The 18,981-nt window shown below is 66.1% G+C and carries 13 protein-coding genes; 8 read left to right on the top strand and 5 right to left on the bottom strand.

The annotated features are described in order from the left end of the window. Positions 1-60 precede the first annotated feature (60 nt). Positions 61-2,736 carry a site-specific DNA-methyltransferase gene (locus tag G5C50_RS24685; RefSeq protein ID WP_165073634.1) on the top strand — a complete coding sequence of 892 codons (2,676 nt, stop codon included), beginning with the start codon at positions 61-63 and terminating at the stop codon, positions 2,734-2,736. Between the two features lie 31 nt (positions 2,737-2,767). Here G5C50_RS24685 and G5C50_RS24680 read toward each other — a convergent pair whose 3' ends face one another. Together G5C50_RS24680 and G5C50_RS24675 are read right to left on the bottom strand one after the other, a co-directional pair. Further along, entirely contained in the window at positions 2,768-4,024 is a 1,257-nt protein-coding gene (locus tag G5C50_RS24680; protein WP_165073633.1) for an alginate O-acetyltransferase AlgX-related protein, read from the bottom strand. A gap of 3 nt (positions 4,025-4,027) precedes the next feature. After that, positions 4,028-5,479, bottom strand: a complete 1,452-nt coding sequence (locus G5C50_RS24675) for an MBOAT family O-acyltransferase (RefSeq protein WP_165073632.1) — start codon at positions 5,477-5,479, stop codon at positions 4,028-4,030. Positions 5,480-5,849: 370 nt separating this feature from the next. Between G5C50_RS24675 and G5C50_RS24670 the strand changes: the two genes are divergently transcribed. Then, positions 5,850-6,761, top strand: coding sequence for a sugar phosphate isomerase/epimerase family protein (locus tag G5C50_RS24670; RefSeq protein WP_165073631.1), 912 nt, complete (start codon positions 5,850-5,852; stop codon positions 6,759-6,761). A 234-nt stretch (positions 6,762-6,995) separates the two neighbouring features. Here G5C50_RS24670 and G5C50_RS24665 read toward each other — a convergent pair whose 3' ends face one another. Continuing rightward, complete coding sequence (locus tag G5C50_RS24665; protein WP_240907350.1) at positions 6,996-8,360, bottom strand: peptidylprolyl isomerase; 1,365 nt, start codon at positions 8,358-8,360, stop codon at positions 6,996-6,998. A gap of 419 nt (positions 8,361-8,779) precedes the next feature. On the opposite strand from G5C50_RS24665, the gene G5C50_RS24660 reads away from it, so the two are divergent. From G5C50_RS24660 to G5C50_RS24650, 3 genes are all read left to right on the top strand, one after another. Continuing rightward, complete coding sequence (locus tag G5C50_RS24660) at positions 8,780-10,096, top strand: M14 family zinc carboxypeptidase (protein WP_165073630.1); 1,317 nt, start codon at positions 8,780-8,782, stop codon at positions 10,094-10,096. Between the two features lie 82 nt (positions 10,097-10,178). Then, positions 10,179-13,160 carry a sigma-70 family RNA polymerase sigma factor gene (locus G5C50_RS24655; RefSeq protein WP_165073629.1) on the top strand — a complete coding sequence of 994 codons (2,982 nt, stop codon included), beginning with the start codon at positions 10,179-10,181 and terminating at the stop codon, positions 13,158-13,160. A 106-nt stretch (positions 13,161-13,266) separates the two neighbouring features. Beyond that, entirely contained in the window at positions 13,267-14,823 is a 1,557-nt protein-coding gene (locus G5C50_RS24650; protein WP_165073628.1) for a hypothetical protein, read from the top strand. A 64-nt stretch (positions 14,824-14,887) separates the two neighbouring features. Here G5C50_RS24650 and G5C50_RS24645 read toward each other — a convergent pair whose 3' ends face one another. Next, on the bottom strand, positions 14,888-15,283 hold the full coding sequence (locus G5C50_RS24645; RefSeq protein ID WP_165073627.1) for a winged helix-turn-helix transcriptional regulator: 396 nt from the start codon (positions 15,281-15,283) through the stop codon (positions 14,888-14,890). A 53-nt stretch (positions 15,284-15,336) separates the two neighbouring features. Here G5C50_RS24645 and G5C50_RS24640 point away from each other — a divergent pair, with 53 nt between their 5' ends. The 3 genes from G5C50_RS24640 to G5C50_RS24630 all read left to right on the top strand — a co-directional run bounded on the left by G5C50_RS24640 (position 15,337) and on the right by G5C50_RS24630 (position 18,216). Next, a complete protein-coding gene (locus G5C50_RS24640) occupies positions 15,337-16,119 on the top strand; it encodes an SDR family oxidoreductase (RefSeq protein ID WP_165073626.1) in 783 nt (260 codons plus the stop codon). A 173-nt stretch (positions 16,120-16,292) separates the two neighbouring features. Beyond that, a complete protein-coding gene (locus tag G5C50_RS24635) occupies positions 16,293-17,081 on the top strand; it encodes a class I SAM-dependent methyltransferase (protein ID WP_165073625.1) in 789 nt (262 codons plus the stop codon). 151 nt (positions 17,082-17,232) lie between these two features. Then, the gene (locus tag G5C50_RS24630) at positions 17,233-18,216 is read left to right on the top strand and encodes an ROK family protein (RefSeq protein ID WP_165073624.1); all 984 of its coding nucleotides are present in this window, start codon (positions 17,233-17,235) and stop codon (positions 18,214-18,216) included. A 66-nt stretch (positions 18,217-18,282) separates the two neighbouring features. Here G5C50_RS24630 and G5C50_RS33055 read toward each other — a convergent pair whose 3' ends face one another. Then, positions 18,283-18,942 carry an EF-hand domain-containing protein gene (locus G5C50_RS33055; protein WP_165073623.1) on the bottom strand — a complete coding sequence of 220 codons (660 nt, stop codon included), beginning with the start codon at positions 18,940-18,942 and terminating at the stop codon, positions 18,283-18,285. Positions 18,943-18,981 lie beyond the last annotated feature (39 nt).

The raw sequence follows: 18,981 nt of genomic DNA, 5'->3' as shown, positions 1-18,981 counted from the left end.
ATGGCTGACTTGCAGTGACACGCTGGCCCAACGACCCGTTCACGCCCTGAAGGTGTCCCGATGGCGAAGAAGAAGGCCGCATCCTCCCCCGCGTCGGTCCCCGTGGATTCCCACAAGCACGTCGCCGATCGACGGGCCAACATCCCCACGCGGGAGACGGCCGCGTTCGGCGAGGACGGGATCGGCCGGGCGGTCTACAACCGGGACCGCTCGCTGGACCCTCAGCTCGTCTGGAAGGGGAAGGACGAGCAGGACGCGACCCCGCTGGAGGTCCCCACGGTCCCGCTCCACGTCCAGGAGAAGATCCACCCCCAGGCGATCGTCGAGGATCTCAAACGCCGGGCGAGCCTGGCCGGTTCCGGCCCCGCCGCGGCGAAGCAGCTCGACCTCTTCGCCGACTTCAACGGCCTGGACGACTTCGCCCAGAAGCTGGAGTTCTACCAGCACGACCAGCACTGGACCAACCGCCTGATCCTCGGCGACAGCCTCCTCGTCATGGCCAGCCTCGCCGAGAAGGAACGACTCCGCGGCCAGGTCCAGTGCATCTACTTCGACCCCCCCTACGGCATCAAATTCGGCAGCAACTGGCAAGTCTCCACCCGCAAACGCGACGTCAAGGACGCCAAGGCCGAAGACCTCACCCGACAGCCGGAGCAGATCAAGGCCTTCCGTGATACGTGGGAGTTGGGGATTCACAGTTATCTGACGTACATGCGGGATCGATTGACGGTTGCACGCGAGTTGCTGACTGAAAGCGGTAGCATTTTCGTGCAGATCGGTGATGAGAATGTTCACTTGTTACGATGTTTAATGGATGAGATTTTTGGCAGCGAGAATTTCGTTTCGCTGATTTCATACAAGAAGGCGGCAGGACTAGGGGCCGAACGTCTATCCAACGTTTGCGATTATCTCGTTTGGTACTCCAAAGACCTATCACACGTAAAGTATCGTCCCTTATATCTACCTCGTGATCTGGGATCAGATGAGGCAGACCATTACTCGAACGTCGAGGATTCACAAGGCAACCGGCGTCCTGCACGAGCTGGGGATGCCGCACTTGAAGGAGAAAGCATTCGACATTTCAGGCCCCAGCTGCTCACTTCTCAGCGGCCCTCGGGCGAGGGCGATCTGAAGGTCTTCGAGTTCGAAGGAAAAAGATACTCGCCAGGGGCTGGGACATTTAAGTCAGATTTCAGAGGGTTAACCCGCCTTTCACATGCCGGCCGCCTGCTGCCCACCGGTAACAGCCTGAGCTATCTTCGCTATCACGATGATTTCCCGGTTTTTCCGCTCATGAATGCCTGGATGGACATAGGTGGCGTGCAAAGTCGCAGTGATCCGAAAGTATATGTTGTCCAGACATCGGCCACAGCAATACAACGCTGCATCCTGATGACAACCGATCCAGGCGACCTCGTCCTCGACCCCACCTGCGGAAGCGGGACGACGGCTTACGTCGCCGAGCAATGGGGGCGGCGGTGGATCACGATCGACACCTCGCGGGTGGCGTTGGCGCTGGCACGGACGCGGCTGATGGCGGCCCGGTTCCCGTATTACCTGCTGGCCGATTCGGTCGAGGGCCGCAAGAAGCAGGCGGAACTCTCGGCCGAGATCCCCGACCCCGCCGCGCCGGCCCCGCGGCGCGACCTGCACCGGGGGTTCGTCTACCGGACGGTGCCGCACGTCACGCTCAAGAGCATCGCCAACAACCCGGACATCCAGGAGGGGATGACCCGCGAGCAGATTGACAAGGCGATCGCCCGCCACGCCGAGAGCGAGACGCTTTACGACCAGCCCTATGAGGACAAGAACGTCGTCCGGCTGACCGGCCCGTTCACCGTGGAGAGCCTCTCCCCCCACCGCAACCTCCCCACCGTGGAGACGCCCGACCCGGTCGCCACGATCCCGCCCCCGTCGGTGTCGAACCCGACGTTCGGCCAGATGATCCTGGACAACCTCCGCACGGCCGGCGTGAAAGGAACGGATAAGTCCCAGCGCATCGCCTTCGCCCGCCTCGACCCGTTCCCCGGCGAATACATCCACGCCGAAGGCGAGACCACCACCGGCGCGTCCGTCCGCGTGAGCATCGGCCCCGAGTTCGGCACCATCGGCGACGCCGACATCAAGAAGATCGCCGTCGAGGCCATGAAGGGGAGCCGCTGCGACTTCCTGCTCATCTGCGCCTTCGCCTTCGAGGCGAGCGTCCACGAGCAGACCGCCGAGCTGACCAAGGAGATCCGCCTCGGCAAGACGAGCATCCTCCCCGTCCGCATGAACCCCGACCTGGCGATGGGCGACGAACTCCTCAAGAAGACGGGCGCCGGCAACCTGTTCACCGTCTTCGGCGAGCCCGACCTCGAGCTGAAGCGCGCCGAGGACGGCAAGGTCGTCGTCGAGATCCGCGGCGTCGACGTCTTCGATCCCTCAACGGGCGCCGTGCGCACCGGCGGCGTCGACGACGTCGCCTGCTGGTTCATCGACACCGACTACGACGACCAGAGCTTCTTCGTCCGCCACGCGTATTTCCTCTACGGCGGCAAGAACTCGACCGAAGGCCCCTACGACAAGCTCAAGAAGGCCCTCCACGCCGAGATCGACGAGGCCGAATGGTCCAAGCTCTACAGCGCCGTGAGCCAGCCCTTCGACCCGCCCTCGACGGGGAAGATCGCCGTGAAGGTCATCAACCACTTCGGCGACGAGGTTCTCAAGGTCTACAACGTCTCCGCGGCGAAATAGCCTTCGCCTGAATCCGCCACGCCCGGCCTGATCAGCGGCGACGCCCCCGGGCGGCGGCTTCCTTGTCCTCGGCGACGACGACGCGGTCGAGGCGCGGGGTCAGCTTGTCGATGTTGAAGATCATGTACGGGACGTTGCGCTCCACGAACTCGTAGAGCACGACGTCCGGCTTGTAGTCGCCGATGGTCTTGGGGATGACGTGGTGGTCCCAGATGAAGACCGACGTGCGGAAGTCCTCGGCCAGGAAGTCCATCAGTGCTTCCATGTACGAGTCATGGAAGACCAACGCCTTGGGGAGCGAGGCGTCGTCGGTCTGGTACATCTTCGGAAGGCCCCGACGGCTGGGGACCGGGGTGGTGTCGTAGGGGAACGGCACCGTCTTCGCCTTCGGCTGCCTGAGCTTCACGTGGTAGACCCGCTCACGAACCCAGGGATCCAGCTTCAGCATCATCGTGAGGTCCCCCGGACGCTGGATCTTGACCGTGTCCAGATCGGTCATCTGAAGGGCGCGGATGGACGGGAAGACCTCCTGGAGCCGGTCAGTGACAGCGCCGTAGCCGACGAACGCGCCGCGGGCGTTCCAGTGGGTGTCGTCGCGATAATACAGCGGCTTCCCCTCGTGCTCGGGCGCGTTCTTGGCCCGGAGCAGCGCCGGCCGCATGTCGATGAACTCGACGTCCCCCTTCGCGGTCAGGTAATCGAGGAACTGGTCGGTGACGCTGGGGTTGTCGAGCGGGGCCATCCAGTCGGGGGTGAACTCGGAGTAGACGGTGGTCTTGTCCGGGGCCACGACGAAGATGAATTTCGCCCCCAGGCTCTCCGCCCAGGCCTTGCGCGAGAGCAAGAACTTGTGCATGGCCTGGACGCGGGCGTCGGTGAGCGGCCTCATTCGACGCTGCTTGACGACCTCATGCCCCAGGTCGTAGGTGGGGACGACCGGATCACCCGCGTAGAACAGCGAGCCATGCTTACCGAGGACCACCTGGGGATTCGTGGAGACCCCTAGCCCCCAGACGCGAGCCCGCGAGTTCATCGAGACGAGCGACGGCCTTCCGGCGAACTGATCCTCAAAGAACGACCGGAACTCTTGAACATAGGCCGACGGCTCCGAGAACAGCCTGTGGATCGGCGGCCGGCTCTGCAGGTTCCGATTCTCGCCCCGAGCGCCCTTCGCCGCCGGATCCCGTATGAGGGCCAGCGACGGATAGACGAGGATCGCGAAAACCCCGACGATCAGCAGGACGTCGGCTCGACGATTCGACGGCCTGGGATGAGAAAGGTCGTTCATGGATCAGAACCGGAAATAGATGAAGGGGTTGTAGCTTTTCTGGGCGACGAAGCTCAGGCAGAGCGTCAGGAGCAGACAACAACCCGCGACCCGCGCCAGGCGGATCGGAGCCGGGGCGAACGTCCCCCAGCGCTCCTCCAGCCGCTCCTCGAAGGCGTACAGCCCCTGAAGCAGCCGGCCGGGGAGCGGAGTCGAGAAGAGGGCGGCCAGGACCAGCAACAGCACGATCTCGGCGTCCATGTACAGCCCGACGTTGTAGCGAAGCCCCTCTCCCGTCCCCAGGCCGCACATCGCTCGCAGCAACCCGCCGGCCTCGGAGAGGGTCTCCATCCGGAAGATCACCCAGCCGGCCATGACGACCAGAGCGAGATAAACGTGCTGCAACGGTCGCCAGAGCCGCTCCACGACCTTCGCCAGGCCGAGCCGCTCCACCACGAGGAACGCCCCCTGGTACAGCCCCCAGACGATGAACGACCAACTCGCCCCGTGCCAGAAGCCGCAGAGCAGAAAGACCACCATCAGGTTGGCGTACGTCCGGAAAGCCCCATGGCGATTCCCCCCCAGTGGGATGTAGACGTAGTCGCGGAACCACGAGGAGAGCGAGATGTGCCACCGCCGCCAGAAGTCGGTGACCGAACGCGCCCAGTAGGGGTGGTTGAAGTTCTCGTGGAAGCGGATCCCGAACATGTGCGCCAGGCCGATGGCCATGTCCGAGTAGCCGGAGAAATCGAAGTAGATCTGGAACGTGTAGCAGACGGTCGCCAGCCAGGCCAGGCCCGCGTTCAACTCGCTGGCGGGCAGGGTCAGGACAAGATCGGCCGTGGCCGCGAGTTGGTTGGCGATCAGCAGTTTCTTCGCCATGCCGCCGAGGAACCGTCGAATGCCGTAGGCGAACTCGCTGGTCGTCAGCCCCCGCGACTTGAGTGCGCCGGAGACGTCCGCGTAACGGACGATCGGCCCGGCGATCAGGTGAGGGAAGAGCATGATGTAGAGGGCCAGGTCGAGCGGGTTCCCCTCGCGACGGATCGTCCCGCGGTAGACGTCGGTCAGGTAGGAGACCGTGTGGAAGGTCAGGAATGAGATCCCCAGAGGCAGGGGGATCGTCCCAACGTCGATCGTCGGCAGGCCTGCCCAGGCCAGGGCCGAGTCGAGGTTCGCCACCAGGAACGTCGCGTATTTGAAGTAGAGAAGGAGCGCCAGGTTGGCTGCGACCCCCGTCGCCAGCGTGAGCTTCCTTGCCAGCGGACGTTGCAGATAGCCCAGCAGCAGCCCAAAGAGGTAATTGACCGTGATCGACCCCAGCATGAGGACGACGAATCGGCCCTCGCCCCAGCAATAGAACAGCAGGCTGACGCCGAGCAGCCAGGCGTTCCTCAGCCCCGGCCGCAGCGCGGCGTGGACTAGAACCACAATCGGTAGGAAGAGAAAGAGGAACGTCGGCTCTGTGAACAGCATCGAGTCACCTTCCCTGGAGACGATGCAAAATCCGCCCGCGGTCTCCGATCGACGCGAACCCGGTCGGCGCACGAGCCCCCAGGCGCGAAGGTTCTAGCCCAACGCCGTCGAACCGGCAAGTCGGATTGCGAGCCCCGCGTGCGAACCAGCCTCCGGATGTTCGGCAGAAGTCGCCCGCTCTCGATTCTCCTATGAATCCGCAACCGAGCCCTGGATACGATCCACGCCTGTCGTTCTCGGGATGAAGTTGGAGCGTCGTACCGCTCGGCCTGCTTCTCGCGGCTCGTCGGCGGCTGTACAATCCGGGTCGACCTCAGGTCGGCGGAAAGTCGCCCGATCCACTCCGAAGACGTCCCCGAAGGGAGCAGTCATGTCCTCGCGAAACCTGTTTGACGGGGCGGTCAGCCGCCGTTCGTTCCTCGGCGGAGCCGCGACGGCCGCCGCGCTCGCCGCTCTACCGAAGGTCAGCTTCGGGGCTCCGGCGGTTCGGCCGAACTCGGTCTTCGGCGGCGTGCGGATCGGCGTGAACACGTACAGCTACCGAGGCGAGATCACCTCGGCCGAGGATACCCTCAAGGCCCTCATCGTCGACGGCCTCAGCGAGGTCGAATTGAAGGAGACCCCGATCCAGGCCTACACCGGGCTGTCGGGCGTCGGCCTCAAGTGGCCCAAGCTGACGGACTCCGAGCGCGAGACCATCCTCGCCAAGTGCGCCGCCCTGCGCAAGATGTACAACGACGCGGGCGTCAACATCCACGTCCACAAAATCCCGTTCGGGACGACGGACGAGGCGATCGACATGAACTTCGAGATCGCCAAGGCCCTGGGCGCGGTGGGAATCACGCTGGAGCGGAACGACGCGATCGCCAAGAAGCTCGCGCCGTTCGCCGACAAGCACAAGATCTATCTCGGCTTCCACAACCACACCGAGAACTACCCGAAGCTCGACGACGACGCGTTCCTCGGCCTCAGCCCCTACGTCGGGCTGAACGTGGACATCGGCCACTACTTCGCCGGGACCAAGGGGAAGTCGCCGATCCCCGTCCTGGAGAAGTATCACGACCGGATCGTCAGCCTGCACCTGAAGGACCGCACGGCGGACCAGAAGAACCTGCCGTGGGGCCAGGGCCAGACGCCGATCAAGGAAGTGCTCCAGCTCATGAAGAAGGAGAAGTGGACCTTCCCCGCCGACATCGAGCTGGAATACAAGGTCCCCGCCGGCTCGACGGCCGTGGCCGAAGTCGCCAAGTGCGTCCAGTACTGCAAAGAGGCCCTGGCCTGAGGGTGTCTCGCGTCTGAGAAACCGTCTGAACATCGAGGCGCGGCGATGTACCCGTCTTCCCCCCTGGAGGGGGAAGACAGACCGCGCAGCAGTAAGTTGAGGGGGACGACCGGCGCGGGATCGAGAATGACCCGTCGGCACCACGTCCGACGCCGGTCGTCCCCCTCATCCGGCCCTACGGGCCACCTTCCCCCTCCAGGGGGGAAGGCCGTCGTCGAGGAGACCCGCTCCCGATCAGGTGATCGACTGGACTTCCATCGTCTGGCCTGTATTGATGACGGACTTCGCGCCGTCGGGGTCGGTCACAGTGATGAGAACCTGATAGGTACCGGCCGGCACCGTCTTGACCAATCGCCTCGCGCCGAGATTGACGCGAGTCTGCTTGCCGGCGGCCTTGAGCCGGACGTTCGCCGTGGTGGAGGCGATCGTGACGTCCTCGCCCACGCCCGACGTCGGCGAAAGGACCAACTGGACCCGTTCCTTCTGGGAGACGGGCCCCGAGGCCGCGGTGAGCGTCACCTGCGTCTGCAGCTTCAGCCACCAGCCGGCGATCGCCGAACTGGGAATCATCCCCCGCGCCGTCGCCGTCACGTCGGATGTGGGAGTAGCGGCCGTCGTGGAGGAGGAGGTGGTGGTCGACGTCGTCGTGGCCGAAGTGTCGGCGACCGTGGAGGTCGCGGCGACGTCCGTCGTCTGCGAAACGGCCGCGACGTTCACGACGAACGACTCGGTCGCGGTGCTACCGTCCGATCCATAACCGACGACGGTGATCTTCGCGGTCCCGGCCGAGACCGGCGTCACGACCAGGTTGTTCCCGTCGAGGGACGCCGTGGCCACCGTGGGCGTATCGCTGGCGGCCGAAAACGCCTCATTGGCCATCGTCACGTTCTTGATGAGGACCAGGTTCGACCCCTGGACCGTCGATCCGGCCGTGTAGTTCAGCAACGGGGCCGAGTCGAGCGGCGAGGAGAGCGTGCTGCTCGACGGCACCGGCACGTTCGAGACCGCGTCCATCACCGCCAGTCCCGAATCGCCGACGACGTGCCCGAACACGGTGAAGCCGCCGTTCTGGTTGTCGAGGTTCGAGGCGTTCGAGTCCGACTCGTTGAAGAAGAACTGGCTGGTTGCGCTGTTGGGATCCCCCCCCATCTTGGCCATCGCGATCGTCCCGCGCACGTTCGACGCGCTGAACTCGTTCTGCACGGGCGAATCCGTCGCCGTGGTCGTGATGCTGTTGGTCGACGAGAGCTGATACCCGCCCGCCTGCCAGACGAAGCCGGGGACCGACCGGTGGACGATCGAGTTGGCGTACGCCCCCTTGTTGACGTAGCTCTCGAAGTTCGCGACGGTCTGCGGCGTCGTCGAGGGCGTCAGCAGGACGGGGATCGTCCCCAGCGACGTGTTGAAGAGCGCGAAGTTGGAGGCTCCCGACGAGTCGTCGAAGTGGGTCGTCAGGTCGACGGTCGCCGCGGCCGCACCGGCGGTCGCACTGACGTCCGGCAACGGGGTCGTCGCCGCGATCGTCAACAGGGCTCGGGTCTCCAGGCTCTCGACCTGGCCCAACGTCCGTGGGCGACGGGGTCGCGACTGCTTCTTCATCGACCGTACTCCAGATTGCTCGTAGGGCCTGGCGTACGGAGATGCAGCGACGAGGGAGCTTCAGCCAGGAGGCTTCATTTCAAAAGACGACATGGGGATGGACCCGCCGAACGACGCCGGCGACCATGCCCGAAACACGATGTGGTCCCCGATGAATACCGTTGATCGCGTTTCGAGGACAGCTCAGTTTCCATCGACGATCCCGCGCCGAACCGCGCGCGAATTCTCCCCCCAATTCGGACCACCCTTACAAAGCACCCGATCCTGGGCCATGGTATTTGATGGAGGGCCCAACGTCATCCGCACGCAGCGACGGGGACCGAAGCCCAGAAGCCCGAGAGCGAAAAATGGTCGATCGAACCCAATCCCGGCCGCACGATCTCGCTTCCAAGAGCCGAACTCCACAGCGTTTGCGTCCGATGGGTCGAATCGCGGCGTGTGGAGAACGAACCCAACGTCAGATACCGGCGACGATTCGCGACCTGATCGGCTTCCGATCCAACGCAGGGCTCTTCCTGTCCCTGCTGGTCGTGCTGCACCTGGGGATGACGCCCGGCGCGATCGGCGAGGAGCCGTCGAAGGCGCCGACCTCCGCCCTGGAGTTCATCGACACGAGCATCGAGAACGCGTCGCCGCTCTGGTACGAGGTCGACGCCGATGGCGTGGTCCTCGTCCATCTCATCTATGACCATGAGCGGGCGTCGCCGAACCGGGCGGCAGGTCACATCCACTTCAAGATCGTGGCGAAGCCGGGAGCCACGCTCACGCTCGAGTTCAAGAATCTGGACAACGTCTGGAACGGCCGGCCGGGCTCGGTCGCGAACGAGTTGAAGTCGGCCGTCGTCTCACCGGACGGTCGCACGTGGAAACCTGTTGCGCTCTCAGCCCTCCCCGGCGACCGCGTTCGGCTGACCGTGACGATGCCGGGGCCCGAGTTGCACGTGGCCCGCTGCGAGCCCTATCGGCTCTCCGACCTCGACAAATGGCTCGACTCGATCCGGGGAAACCCGCTGGTGGCGATTGAGACGATCGGCCAGACCGTCGAGGGCCGCCCGCTGGAGATCCTTCGCGTGGGCAAGGAAGACGCGCCGTATCGAGTCTTCCTCCGCGCGAGGGCCCATCCCTGGGAGCCGGGGGGCAACTGGGTCCTCCAGGGGCTCGTCGACCGGCTCCTGAAGGGGGACGCCGAGGCCCAGAAGTACCTGTCGAATTACTGCGTCTACGCCCTGCCGATGGCCAACAAGGACGGCGTCGCCCGGGGACGGACTCGGTTCAACCTGCTGGGGAAGGACCTCAACCGCAACTGGGACCAGCCAGCCGATCCAATCCTTGCGCCGGAGAACCATGCCCTGGAGTCGTGGCTTGAAGCCTCGATCAAGGCCGGGAAACGCCCACATCTGGCTCTCGAACTGCACAACGACGGCCGCGGCCTGCTCCACATCAGCCGGCCGCCCGTCCCGGACCTTGCCCGCCACCTCGACCGGATGAAGACCCTCGAGGAACTCCTGCGGAAGGAGAGTTGGTTCACCGAGGGGAGCACCAGCCCCGAGTTCCGCAACGCGGGGACGCTCGGCGACGGCTGGCTGCAACGGTTCGGGGTCGACGCCCTCGTCCACGAGTTGAGCTGCAACTGGATCGCCGGCCTCAACGACTACCCAACCGCCGCCAACTGGAAGCTCTACGGAGAGCAACTGGCCAAAGTCTTCCACGATTATTTCGACGCCGTGAAGCCGTAACCTGGAATTCCGTCACCGGAGGCCGCCTCAGCGCCACTCAGGGATGAGAGTCGGATGTAAACGTCCCTCGGGAGGCGGTGCGATGAACGCGGCGATCGATGAACGGACCACCGACGAGGAACTCTGGCGACGCGTCTGCGCGGGAGACCGAAACGCCTTCGAGCGGGTCGTCCTCCGTCATCAGGGGATCGTCGCCGGCGTGGCCTACAACGCCTGCGGCGACCTCGCGGCGAGCGAGGACCTGGCCCAGGAAACGTTCTGGGCCGCCTGGCGGAGCCGCGAGTCGCTCGAAGATCCGTCCCGCCTGCGGCCCTGGCTCTGCGGCATCGCCCGCAACCTGGCCGCGAACGCCGCCCGGCGGTCGAACCTCGGCAAGAACGCCGCGACGATCGAAGGGGACGACCTGGAAGGCCACGACCCGAACCCCGCCGACGCGGCCCTTCAGCGCGAGGAGTCGGCCGTGATCTGGGGATCGCTGCGCGACCTGCCCGACCTCTACCGCGAGCCCCTCATCCTCTACTACCGCCAGGACCAATCGGTGGCGGACGTCGCCGAGGCGCTCGACCTCTCGGAGGACGCCGTCAAGCAACGCCTGGCGCGCGGGCGGGCGATGCTCCGCGATCGGCTGGCGGATCTGGTCGAGGACGGCCTGCGACGGTCCAAGCCCGGCAAGACCTTCACCACGGGCGTGATGGCGGGGCTCGGCCTGACGATGGGGACGAAGACGGCGACAGCCGCGACGGGAGCCATCGTCCCTGCCATGGCGACGCCGGGCCTGATTGGCGGGCTTGCGGGAGGATTCCTCGGGATGGCCGGCGGCTGGCTGGGGACGTGGCTCCCAGCCCAGGCGGCGCAGAGCATCGCCGAAAGGGAGATCCTGCTCGGATTCGGCCGCCGCCTGATCGTGGCTTCGCTCCTGTTCATGGCGGCGATTGTCGGGAGCGTCTGGCTTCTTGCGGGGGGCCGCTACTACCTGCCGACCTGGCTGACGCTCATGGTCGCCTTCCAGGCTTATATCTTCTGGGAGTGCTGGCGGATGGCCCGCAGGCTGCGCGAGGCCCGCGCGTCGGCCGTGCTGCCGAGAGACGCCAACCGCACGGCCGTCCGTCGCGGGCTGGGCGGCCTCTCGCGAAAGTTCGAGGGGCGTGTCTACCGGAGTTCGTTCACGCTGCTGGGTCTCCCGCTGATCGACGTCCAGGTGGGCGACCCGCCGGTCCTGGACTCCGACGGAATCGAGATCGTGCCGACGACGGCCCCCCGGCGCGCCATGGGCTGGATCGCCGTGGGCGATGAAGCGGTCGGCGTCCTGCTGGCGGTGGGAGGGAAGGCCCTGGGAGGCATCGCGGTCGGCGGACTGGCGGTGGGGATCGTCAGCCTGGGGGGTGTCGCGGTCGGGGTGGTTGGTCTGGGCGGGCTCGCGGTCGGCCTGCTGGCGATAGGCGGCGCGGCGATCGGGGGGATCGCGGTCGGTGGAGTGGCCATCGGATGGTTCGCGGCCGGCGGCGCGGCGATCGCCTGGCAATTCGCCTTCGGCGGATTCGCCATGGCCTGGGAACTGGCTGTCGGCGGCGGCGTGATCGCACCTCGGACGATTCCGCACGCTGAGTTCCCCAGGTGGCTCGCGGGCCAGACCGGGATCTCGGGAGTGATTGTCCGAGGCCTCGCCCAGGCGGTGGAGCACGTCGGGAAGAGCGGCCCGATCGCCGCACTGATCGCCGTCGGCCTGTCGGCCCTTCAAACGGCCGTGATGTATCGCCGTCGATCCACGGCGAAAGGAGCGATGGGATTCCTCGTCATGGCGGCGCTGACGTCGTCCCTGGCCGGCTGCTCCAGTCCTGTCCAGGCGACCGAGCCGAGCCGGTTCCAACTCGGCAACGGGTTGAGGGTGATGATCCGACCGGTGGCCGGAACCTCGACGGTGGCCGTCGTCACGCTCTTCGACGTCGGCGGCGATCACGATCCCGCGGGACGATCCGGCCTCGCGCATCTGGTCGAGCACCTGTACGTCACGGCGAAAGCCGGCGACATCGCGGCCCGCACGGCGGATGCGTTCTTTCGTCGCTATCCGGCCGGCTGCAACGCTCAGACCGGTGATCGCTATACCGCTATCGCCTCGGTCGTCCCCGCGGGCGAACTCGATGCCGAGTTGCGCGAGGCGGCCGCGCGGATGGGCTCGTTGGAGATCACCGACGCCGACCTGGACCGCGAGCGTCCACGGCTCCTCGACGAGGTCGGCGCCATGTTTGAGCGCGTCCCAACGCTGGCCGCCATGAACAACGCCCGCGAGATCGTCCGGCCCACGCCGCGAGGAGGACGGCGCGGAGGCCTGCCGGCACACGTCGAGAGGCTAACCGCCGAGGACGTCCGCGAACACTGGAGGCGCTACTACAAGCCGCGTAACGCCATCCTCTGCCTGGCAGGCGCGGTCGACCCGGAGACCGCGCGACCTGCGATCGAACGGAGCTTCGGCGCGATCACCGCCGGCGAGGCACCACCGCCTCCCGGCGATCCGGTCCAGTCGCCGGAGGTCCGCGAGAAGGCCGTTGAGTCCATCACGCCCGCCCCCGTCGTGACCGAGGCCGCGGCCGCCCCGCAACCGAGGGACGCGTCCTATCCCGCGTACCTTGTGCTCGGCGTTCGATTGACGAAGGCCGGCATGGATCGATCCAGCGGAGCCCAGGTCTACATGCCCCTGCTCGACGATCCCGCCGTCCTCGCCGTCACGACGACCGCCAGGGCCGGCGAGTCGCCGGAAGAGGTCCGTCGACGGCTCGACGCCTGGCTCTCGCGGACCGTCGAGACCGAGCCGACGGCCGATGAGATCGCGGGAATCGCACCCTTCTTCGGTTTCTTCCTGGAGACGTCCGAACTCCCCGATCAGGCGCTCGGCGGCAACCTGTACGGGACGGCCTTCGCGATGGGGCGGCGCGAACAGCTCGGCGTCGATCCAGCTCGGATGAGGAAGGCCGTCGAGGCCGTGTCGGTCGACGACGTCCGCCGAGCGGCCGTTGCTATCTTCGGCCCACCTCGTCGCGGAGTCGCCCTCCTTAGTTCGAGAAAATGACGACGGATTCTGGACGCCAGCGTCGCGACGCTCTATTAAGATGCTTGATAGATCCTGATACGGGCCTCCCGACATCTCACCTTCTCCACGGGAAAGGACCGATCCAATGAGCAAGCCGAGGACGCGTCGCGAGTTCATGGGAGGCGTTGGCCGGGGGATGCTGGTCGCGAGCGTGGGGCTCGGGACGGCCGTCGACCTGGGCCTGACGACCGCTCGAGCCGGGGCCGATGAAGACGGTCGCATCGACTTCGGCCCGCTCGAACCCCTCGTCAGCCTGATGCAAGAGACGGCGGCCAATGACATCGTGCCAGCTCTCGTCGCTCGTCTGAATGCCGGCGTCGAGCTGAAACAACTCGTCGCCGCGGCGGCGCTGGCCAACGCCCGGACCTTCGGCGGCGAGGACTACGTCGGCTTCCATACGCTGATGGCCCTCGCCCCTGCCCATCACATGGCGAGCGAACTGCCGGAAGCGCGACGAGCCCTACCGGTGTTGAAGGTGCTCTACCGCAACACGCGCCGGATTCAGGAGCACGGCGGTCGCAAGTCCGAGGTCTTGCACCCGGTGAAACCCGGCGCCTCACCGGCAGGCGACGACGCCGGGATCGCTCTCCGGGAAGCCGTCCGTCGCAAGGACCTGGTCGGCGCGGAGGGGACCTTCGCGGCGATCGCAGCCGGTTCGCCCGACGCGGCGCTCGACGATTTGCTCGTCGCCGTGGAGGACCACACGGAGGTCCATCGCGTCGTCCTTCCCTATCGCGCCTGGGAGCTTCTCAGCGTCGTCGGCCCTCAGCACGCCCACACGATGCTCCGGCAATCCGTCCGATACTGCGTCCGCAATGAGAACCCTGGCCACGATGGGGAGGCGCGAACGCTCCTGCCCAGGCTGTTCGACAGTTACGGGCTCCCCCGCACGTCGACCGGTAGGAAGCGGCCCGGCGACGCCTGGGTGGCCGAGATGTGCAAGACGATCTTCGAATCGACCCCGTCCGCCGCCGCCGAGGCCGTCGCCGCCGCGCTGGCCGACGACATCGCGCCCGACGAGATCGGAGAAGCCATCGCGCTGGCCGCCAATCAACTCGTCCTCCGGGACGCCGGCCGTCCTGAACGCTACGCAGCGCCGGGCAAGCCTCCGGGAAGCGTCCACGGCGACTCGGTCGGCGTCCACGCCAGCGACGCCGTGAACGCCTGGCGGAACATGTCTCGCGTGGTCAATCCTCGCAATCGGGCCGCGTGCCTGATTCTGGCCGGTTATGAGGTCGCCCGCGATCGCCAGTCCCGCGGCGCCGACTTCCTCCGCTGGACCCCGCGCCCGGCCGCCGAGTATCTCGACGGGATCAAGGCGACGGACGCCAAGACGCTGCTCGCCGAGACCGACGCCGCGATTCGGGCCAATCAGCAGGAGATCGCCTCGGCCCTGGTGCATCGCTACGGGGAACTCGGCCACGACCCCGCGGCGGTGTTCGCCCTGATGCTGGGCTACGCGGTCAGCGAGGACGGCGCCCTCCACGGCGAGAAGTACTACAACACGGTTCGCGAGGAGTTCGCCTCGACCCGCCCCGCGTTCCGCTGGCGGCAACTGGTGGCCCTCGCCCGGGTGACGGCCAGCGAATGCGGCCGCCCCGCGCCGGGGCTGGATCAGGCTCGGGAGTTGCTCAAGGTCTAGCTGCGAAGCCAAGGCGTCCCAGCAGACCACCTTCCTACCCCGCCGTTCACCGGAAATCATCCGGTCAGCCGCGGGGCGTTTCATCTCTCACATCCCTTGGACGCTGTGCGGCCCATTCCAGCAGCTCGTCCAGGGCCGGACACATCGCCTTGCCCCACTCGGTCAGACCATATTCGACCTTAGGAGGTACCTGGGGGTAGACGGTGCGGCTTACGATGCCGTCGCGTTCGAGCTCGCGCAACTGCTGGATAAGCATTTTCTGCGAGACGCCCGGGATCGACTTCTCCAGCTCCGAGAAGCGGAGGATCCCGCGTGCGAAGAGCTGGAAGATGATCACCATCTTCCAGCGGCCCTCCAACATCCGGAACGCGCTTTCCACGCCACTCGCCGCCATCTGCGGCGTGACGTCCTCAACCTTACCTGTGGGTGAGTACCCCACTTTTTTGTCCGTTCTTCCCATGGTTCCAGTATGGGAAATAATGCCTCCCGAGACAACCAAACGCGGAGGTGACAATGGGAGGCGAACGCGAACTCGAAGGGCTGCGGGCCCTCGTGACGGGCGGGACGAAGGGGATCGGCGAAGCTGTGGCCTCTCGGCTGCTCGAGGAAGGTGCGACTGTTCTGATCGCGGCCCGGAAGCGGCCGAAAGAGCTCGGCGAGGCCTGTCATTTCGTCGAGGCGGATCTCTCGACTGCCGAGGGTTGCTCCGCGGTGGCCGACGCGGTGAATAACCGCCTCGGCGGCGTCGATATCGTCGCCCATGTGGCCGGGGGTTCGTCGGCGCCTGCGGGCGGTTTCGCTGCGCTTGACGATCGCGAATGGCAGCGTGCCTTCGACCTGAACCTGTTCTCCGCCGTCCGCCTTGATCGGGCACTCCTGCCGGCGATGCTGGCCCGGGGCTCGGGCGTGATCCTCCATGTCACCTCGATCCAGCGACAAATGCCTCTGCCCGAGGCCACAATCGCCTACGCAGCGGCGAAGGCGGCGCTCTCGAACTACAGCAAGGCTCTATCCAAGGAAGTAAGCCCAAAGGGCGTTCGCGTCGTCCGGGTCTCACCGGGTTGGGTCGAGACGACCGCCGCCGTCGGTCTGGTCAAGGAGTTGGCGGAGAATCTGGGGACGGACTATGACGGCGCGCGGCAGGCGTTGATGAATTCGTTGGGCGGCATCCCTATCGGCCGGCCGGCGCAGCCACGGGAAGTGGCGGACCTCGTCGCTTTCCTCGTCTCGCCGCGAGCGGCTTCGATCACGGGCGCGGAGTACGTCATCGACGGCGGGACGGTGCCGACCGCGTGAAGCACATCGAGCCTGCTTAGAATGTTCGGAGCCGCCTCCGTTTCCGACTCTCCCACACCGTGGCGGGCGATCTGCCCTTGTCCGCGAGGTGCGGCCGGATTATTCTGTCGGGCCAATGGATTGCCCCTGCGGCCGAAAGGTCGCGCCGAGTCGACATCTAGGAGGGATGCCCCGTGCTCCGGGCCTACACCGAGAATCTGACCGCGGCGAAGCGCACCCGCCTCTGGATCAAGTACCTGATGTTCCCGGGGACCAACTGGGTCAGCCGGGACAAATCCAAGGTCTGCCGGATGTTCCTGACCGGCACGCCCGAAGCGCCGGCCAGGACCCTCGACTGCGGCTGCGGCAACGCGTATTTCTCCCATCAGGCGATCCTCCGCGGGGCCAAGTGCCTGGGGATCACCATCCACGACTGGGAGAAGCACCACTGCGAGGAGATGCGCAGCTTCCTCGGTCTGACCGAGGACGAGCTGGCCATCCGTCGCGCCAGCCTGGAAACCCTCACCGAAGACCCCGCCGAACACGGCCGGTTCGATCAGGTGCTCCTGCTGGACGTGATCGAGCACATCCTCGACGCCCCCAAGGCCCTGCGCCAGATCCACGACCTCCTCGACGAGGACGGCCTGGTCTACATCACGACCCCCGACCGCGACTGGCAGGGGAACGCCGACCGGATCCGCGTCACCCGCTACGAGGACGGCTGGCACGTCCGCAACGGGTTCACCATGGAGCAACTGGAACGGGTCCTGGAGGAGAACGGCTTCGAGCCCGTGGATCGGATGCGGTACGGCACGCTCGGCTCGACGGTCGTGACCTGGATCCAGCACCACGTCTTCCGCTCGCTGATCGACCCGCTGACCGTCGCGACTTTCCCGCTGCTGAAGCTGATCGCCCTGGCTCTCTCGCCGATCCGAGACCCGCACACGATCTTCGTTCTGGCCCGTAAGAAACGGCCTTCCTGAGCCGTCAGGCGAGGAAAACCAAAGAATTCGGGAATACGGCCCCGGAGTTGACCGGGCGGAGGCCGCGTCGTAAGCTAAAGCCCTGCGACGACGACGACTCCGCTCGCACCTCCCGCCCTCTTGCGCATCTTCAGAATAAAGGCTGAGTTTCATGAACGCGTCCGATCCCCGCCCGCCGTTCTACCTGGGCATCGACCTCGGGGGGACGAACATCAAGAGCGGGGTGGTCGATGACACGGGTCGTCCTCTGTCGTCTGTGAGCATCGAGACCCTGGCCGACCGCGGGCCCGAAGTCGGCGTTGAAAACCTGGCGAAAGCGGGACGGCTCGCCGTGGAAGCCAGCGGCCTGCGGTGGGAGCAGATCAAGGGCGTCGGTCTGGGATCGCCGGGGACGATGGACCTTTCTCGAGGGATGCTGCTTCAGCCCCCGAACCTCCCCGGCTGGAACAACCTTCCGATCCGCGACCTGCTGGCGGCGAAGCTCGACAAGCCGACGGTCCTTCAGAACGACGCCAACGCCGCCGCCTACGGCGAGTACTGGGCCGGCGCGGGGCGAAACACCCGGAGCCTGGTCCTGTTCACGCTCGGGACGGGCGTCGGCTGCGGGATCATCACCGAAGGGAAGATCATCGAGGGCCGACACAGCCACGGCGGCGAGTGCGGCCACATCATCATTCAGATGCAGAACGGCCGGCGCTGCGGCTGCGGCGCCTACGGCCACCTTGAGGCCTACGCATCGGCGACCGCCCTGGTGAAGCGGGCTCAGGAACTCCTCGAGGAGGAGTCGATCGAGAGCTCGCTCCGGAAACTCCCGCCCGACGAGATCACGAGCCGCGCGATCAGCGAGGCCGCCGACGCCGGCGACGAGGCGGCTCGCCGCCTGATGAAGGAAACCGCCTATTACCTGGCCGTGGGCGCGGTGAGCCTCTTGCACACCATTGACCCGGACATCGTCCTTTTCGGGGGCGGCATGATCGCCGCCGGCCAGGGATTCCTGGACGACATCCGCCAGCACGTCCAGTCGATGGCCTTCCCGGCCGTGGCCAAGGGGACGCGGATCGAGTACGCCGAGCTCGGCGGGGACGCCGGCTTCATCGGCGCCGCGGGATGGGCCCGCGAGATCTTCGGCCGTTGATTCGAAACGACGAGGCCGTTCGAGGGAGCGACCCTCGGACGGCCCGTTGCAATTCGTCAGGTTCGATCAGACGGCCGCGGCGGCCTTCTTGACCTTCTTGACTTTGTCCACCTTGGCCTTCGCCGCTTCCCCCGCCTTCTGCTTGGCGCGGAGGGTTTTGAGGTCGGACTTGTCGATGACGCCGTTGTGGTCGGTATCAAGCCGATCGAACATGGCGGGCCGGCCCTTGAACTCATCCCGGGTGAGCTTGCCGTCCTTGTCCAGGTCCATCGCCTGGAAGCGCTGGATGAACTGGCCAAGCCTCTCGCCGTCGGCCGCGTTCGGCGTCTCCGGCTTGGCGGGCTCCGGCTTGGCGACTTCGGGCTTCATCTCGGCCTTGGGGGCGTCGGGTTTGGCGGCTTCGGGCTTCGCAGCCTCGGCGGGCTTGTCGGCCTTCTTGGCGTCCTTCCGGGCAGTGAGAGCCTTCTGAGCGAGCGTCTCGAACTCCTTGGAGTCGATCTTGCCGTCGTCGTTGGCGTCGCCGTGGGCGAGAAGCTTCTTGAACGCCGGCTTGTTCGCGCCGTCGATCTCCGATTGGTCGATGACGCCGTCGTGGTTGACGTCGATCTCGGCGAAGATCTCCGCAACCCGCTTGGCGACGCCTTTCAGCTCTTGGCCGCGCGAGGCTGCGGGCAGGACGATCAGGGCGAGGCCGATGCCGGCCGCGGTCGCGAATCGCGAATTCATCGTAGGGCTCCTGGGGTTCGACGCCGCCCGGCGATGCTC

The organism is Paludisphaera rhizosphaerae (assembly GCF_011065895.1).
Classification (GTDB): domain Bacteria; phylum Planctomycetota; class Planctomycetia; order Isosphaerales; family Isosphaeraceae; genus Paludisphaera; species Paludisphaera rhizosphaerae.
Note: the sequence above shows the minus strand (reverse complement) of the source record. Positions and strands in the feature narration are given on the sequence as shown.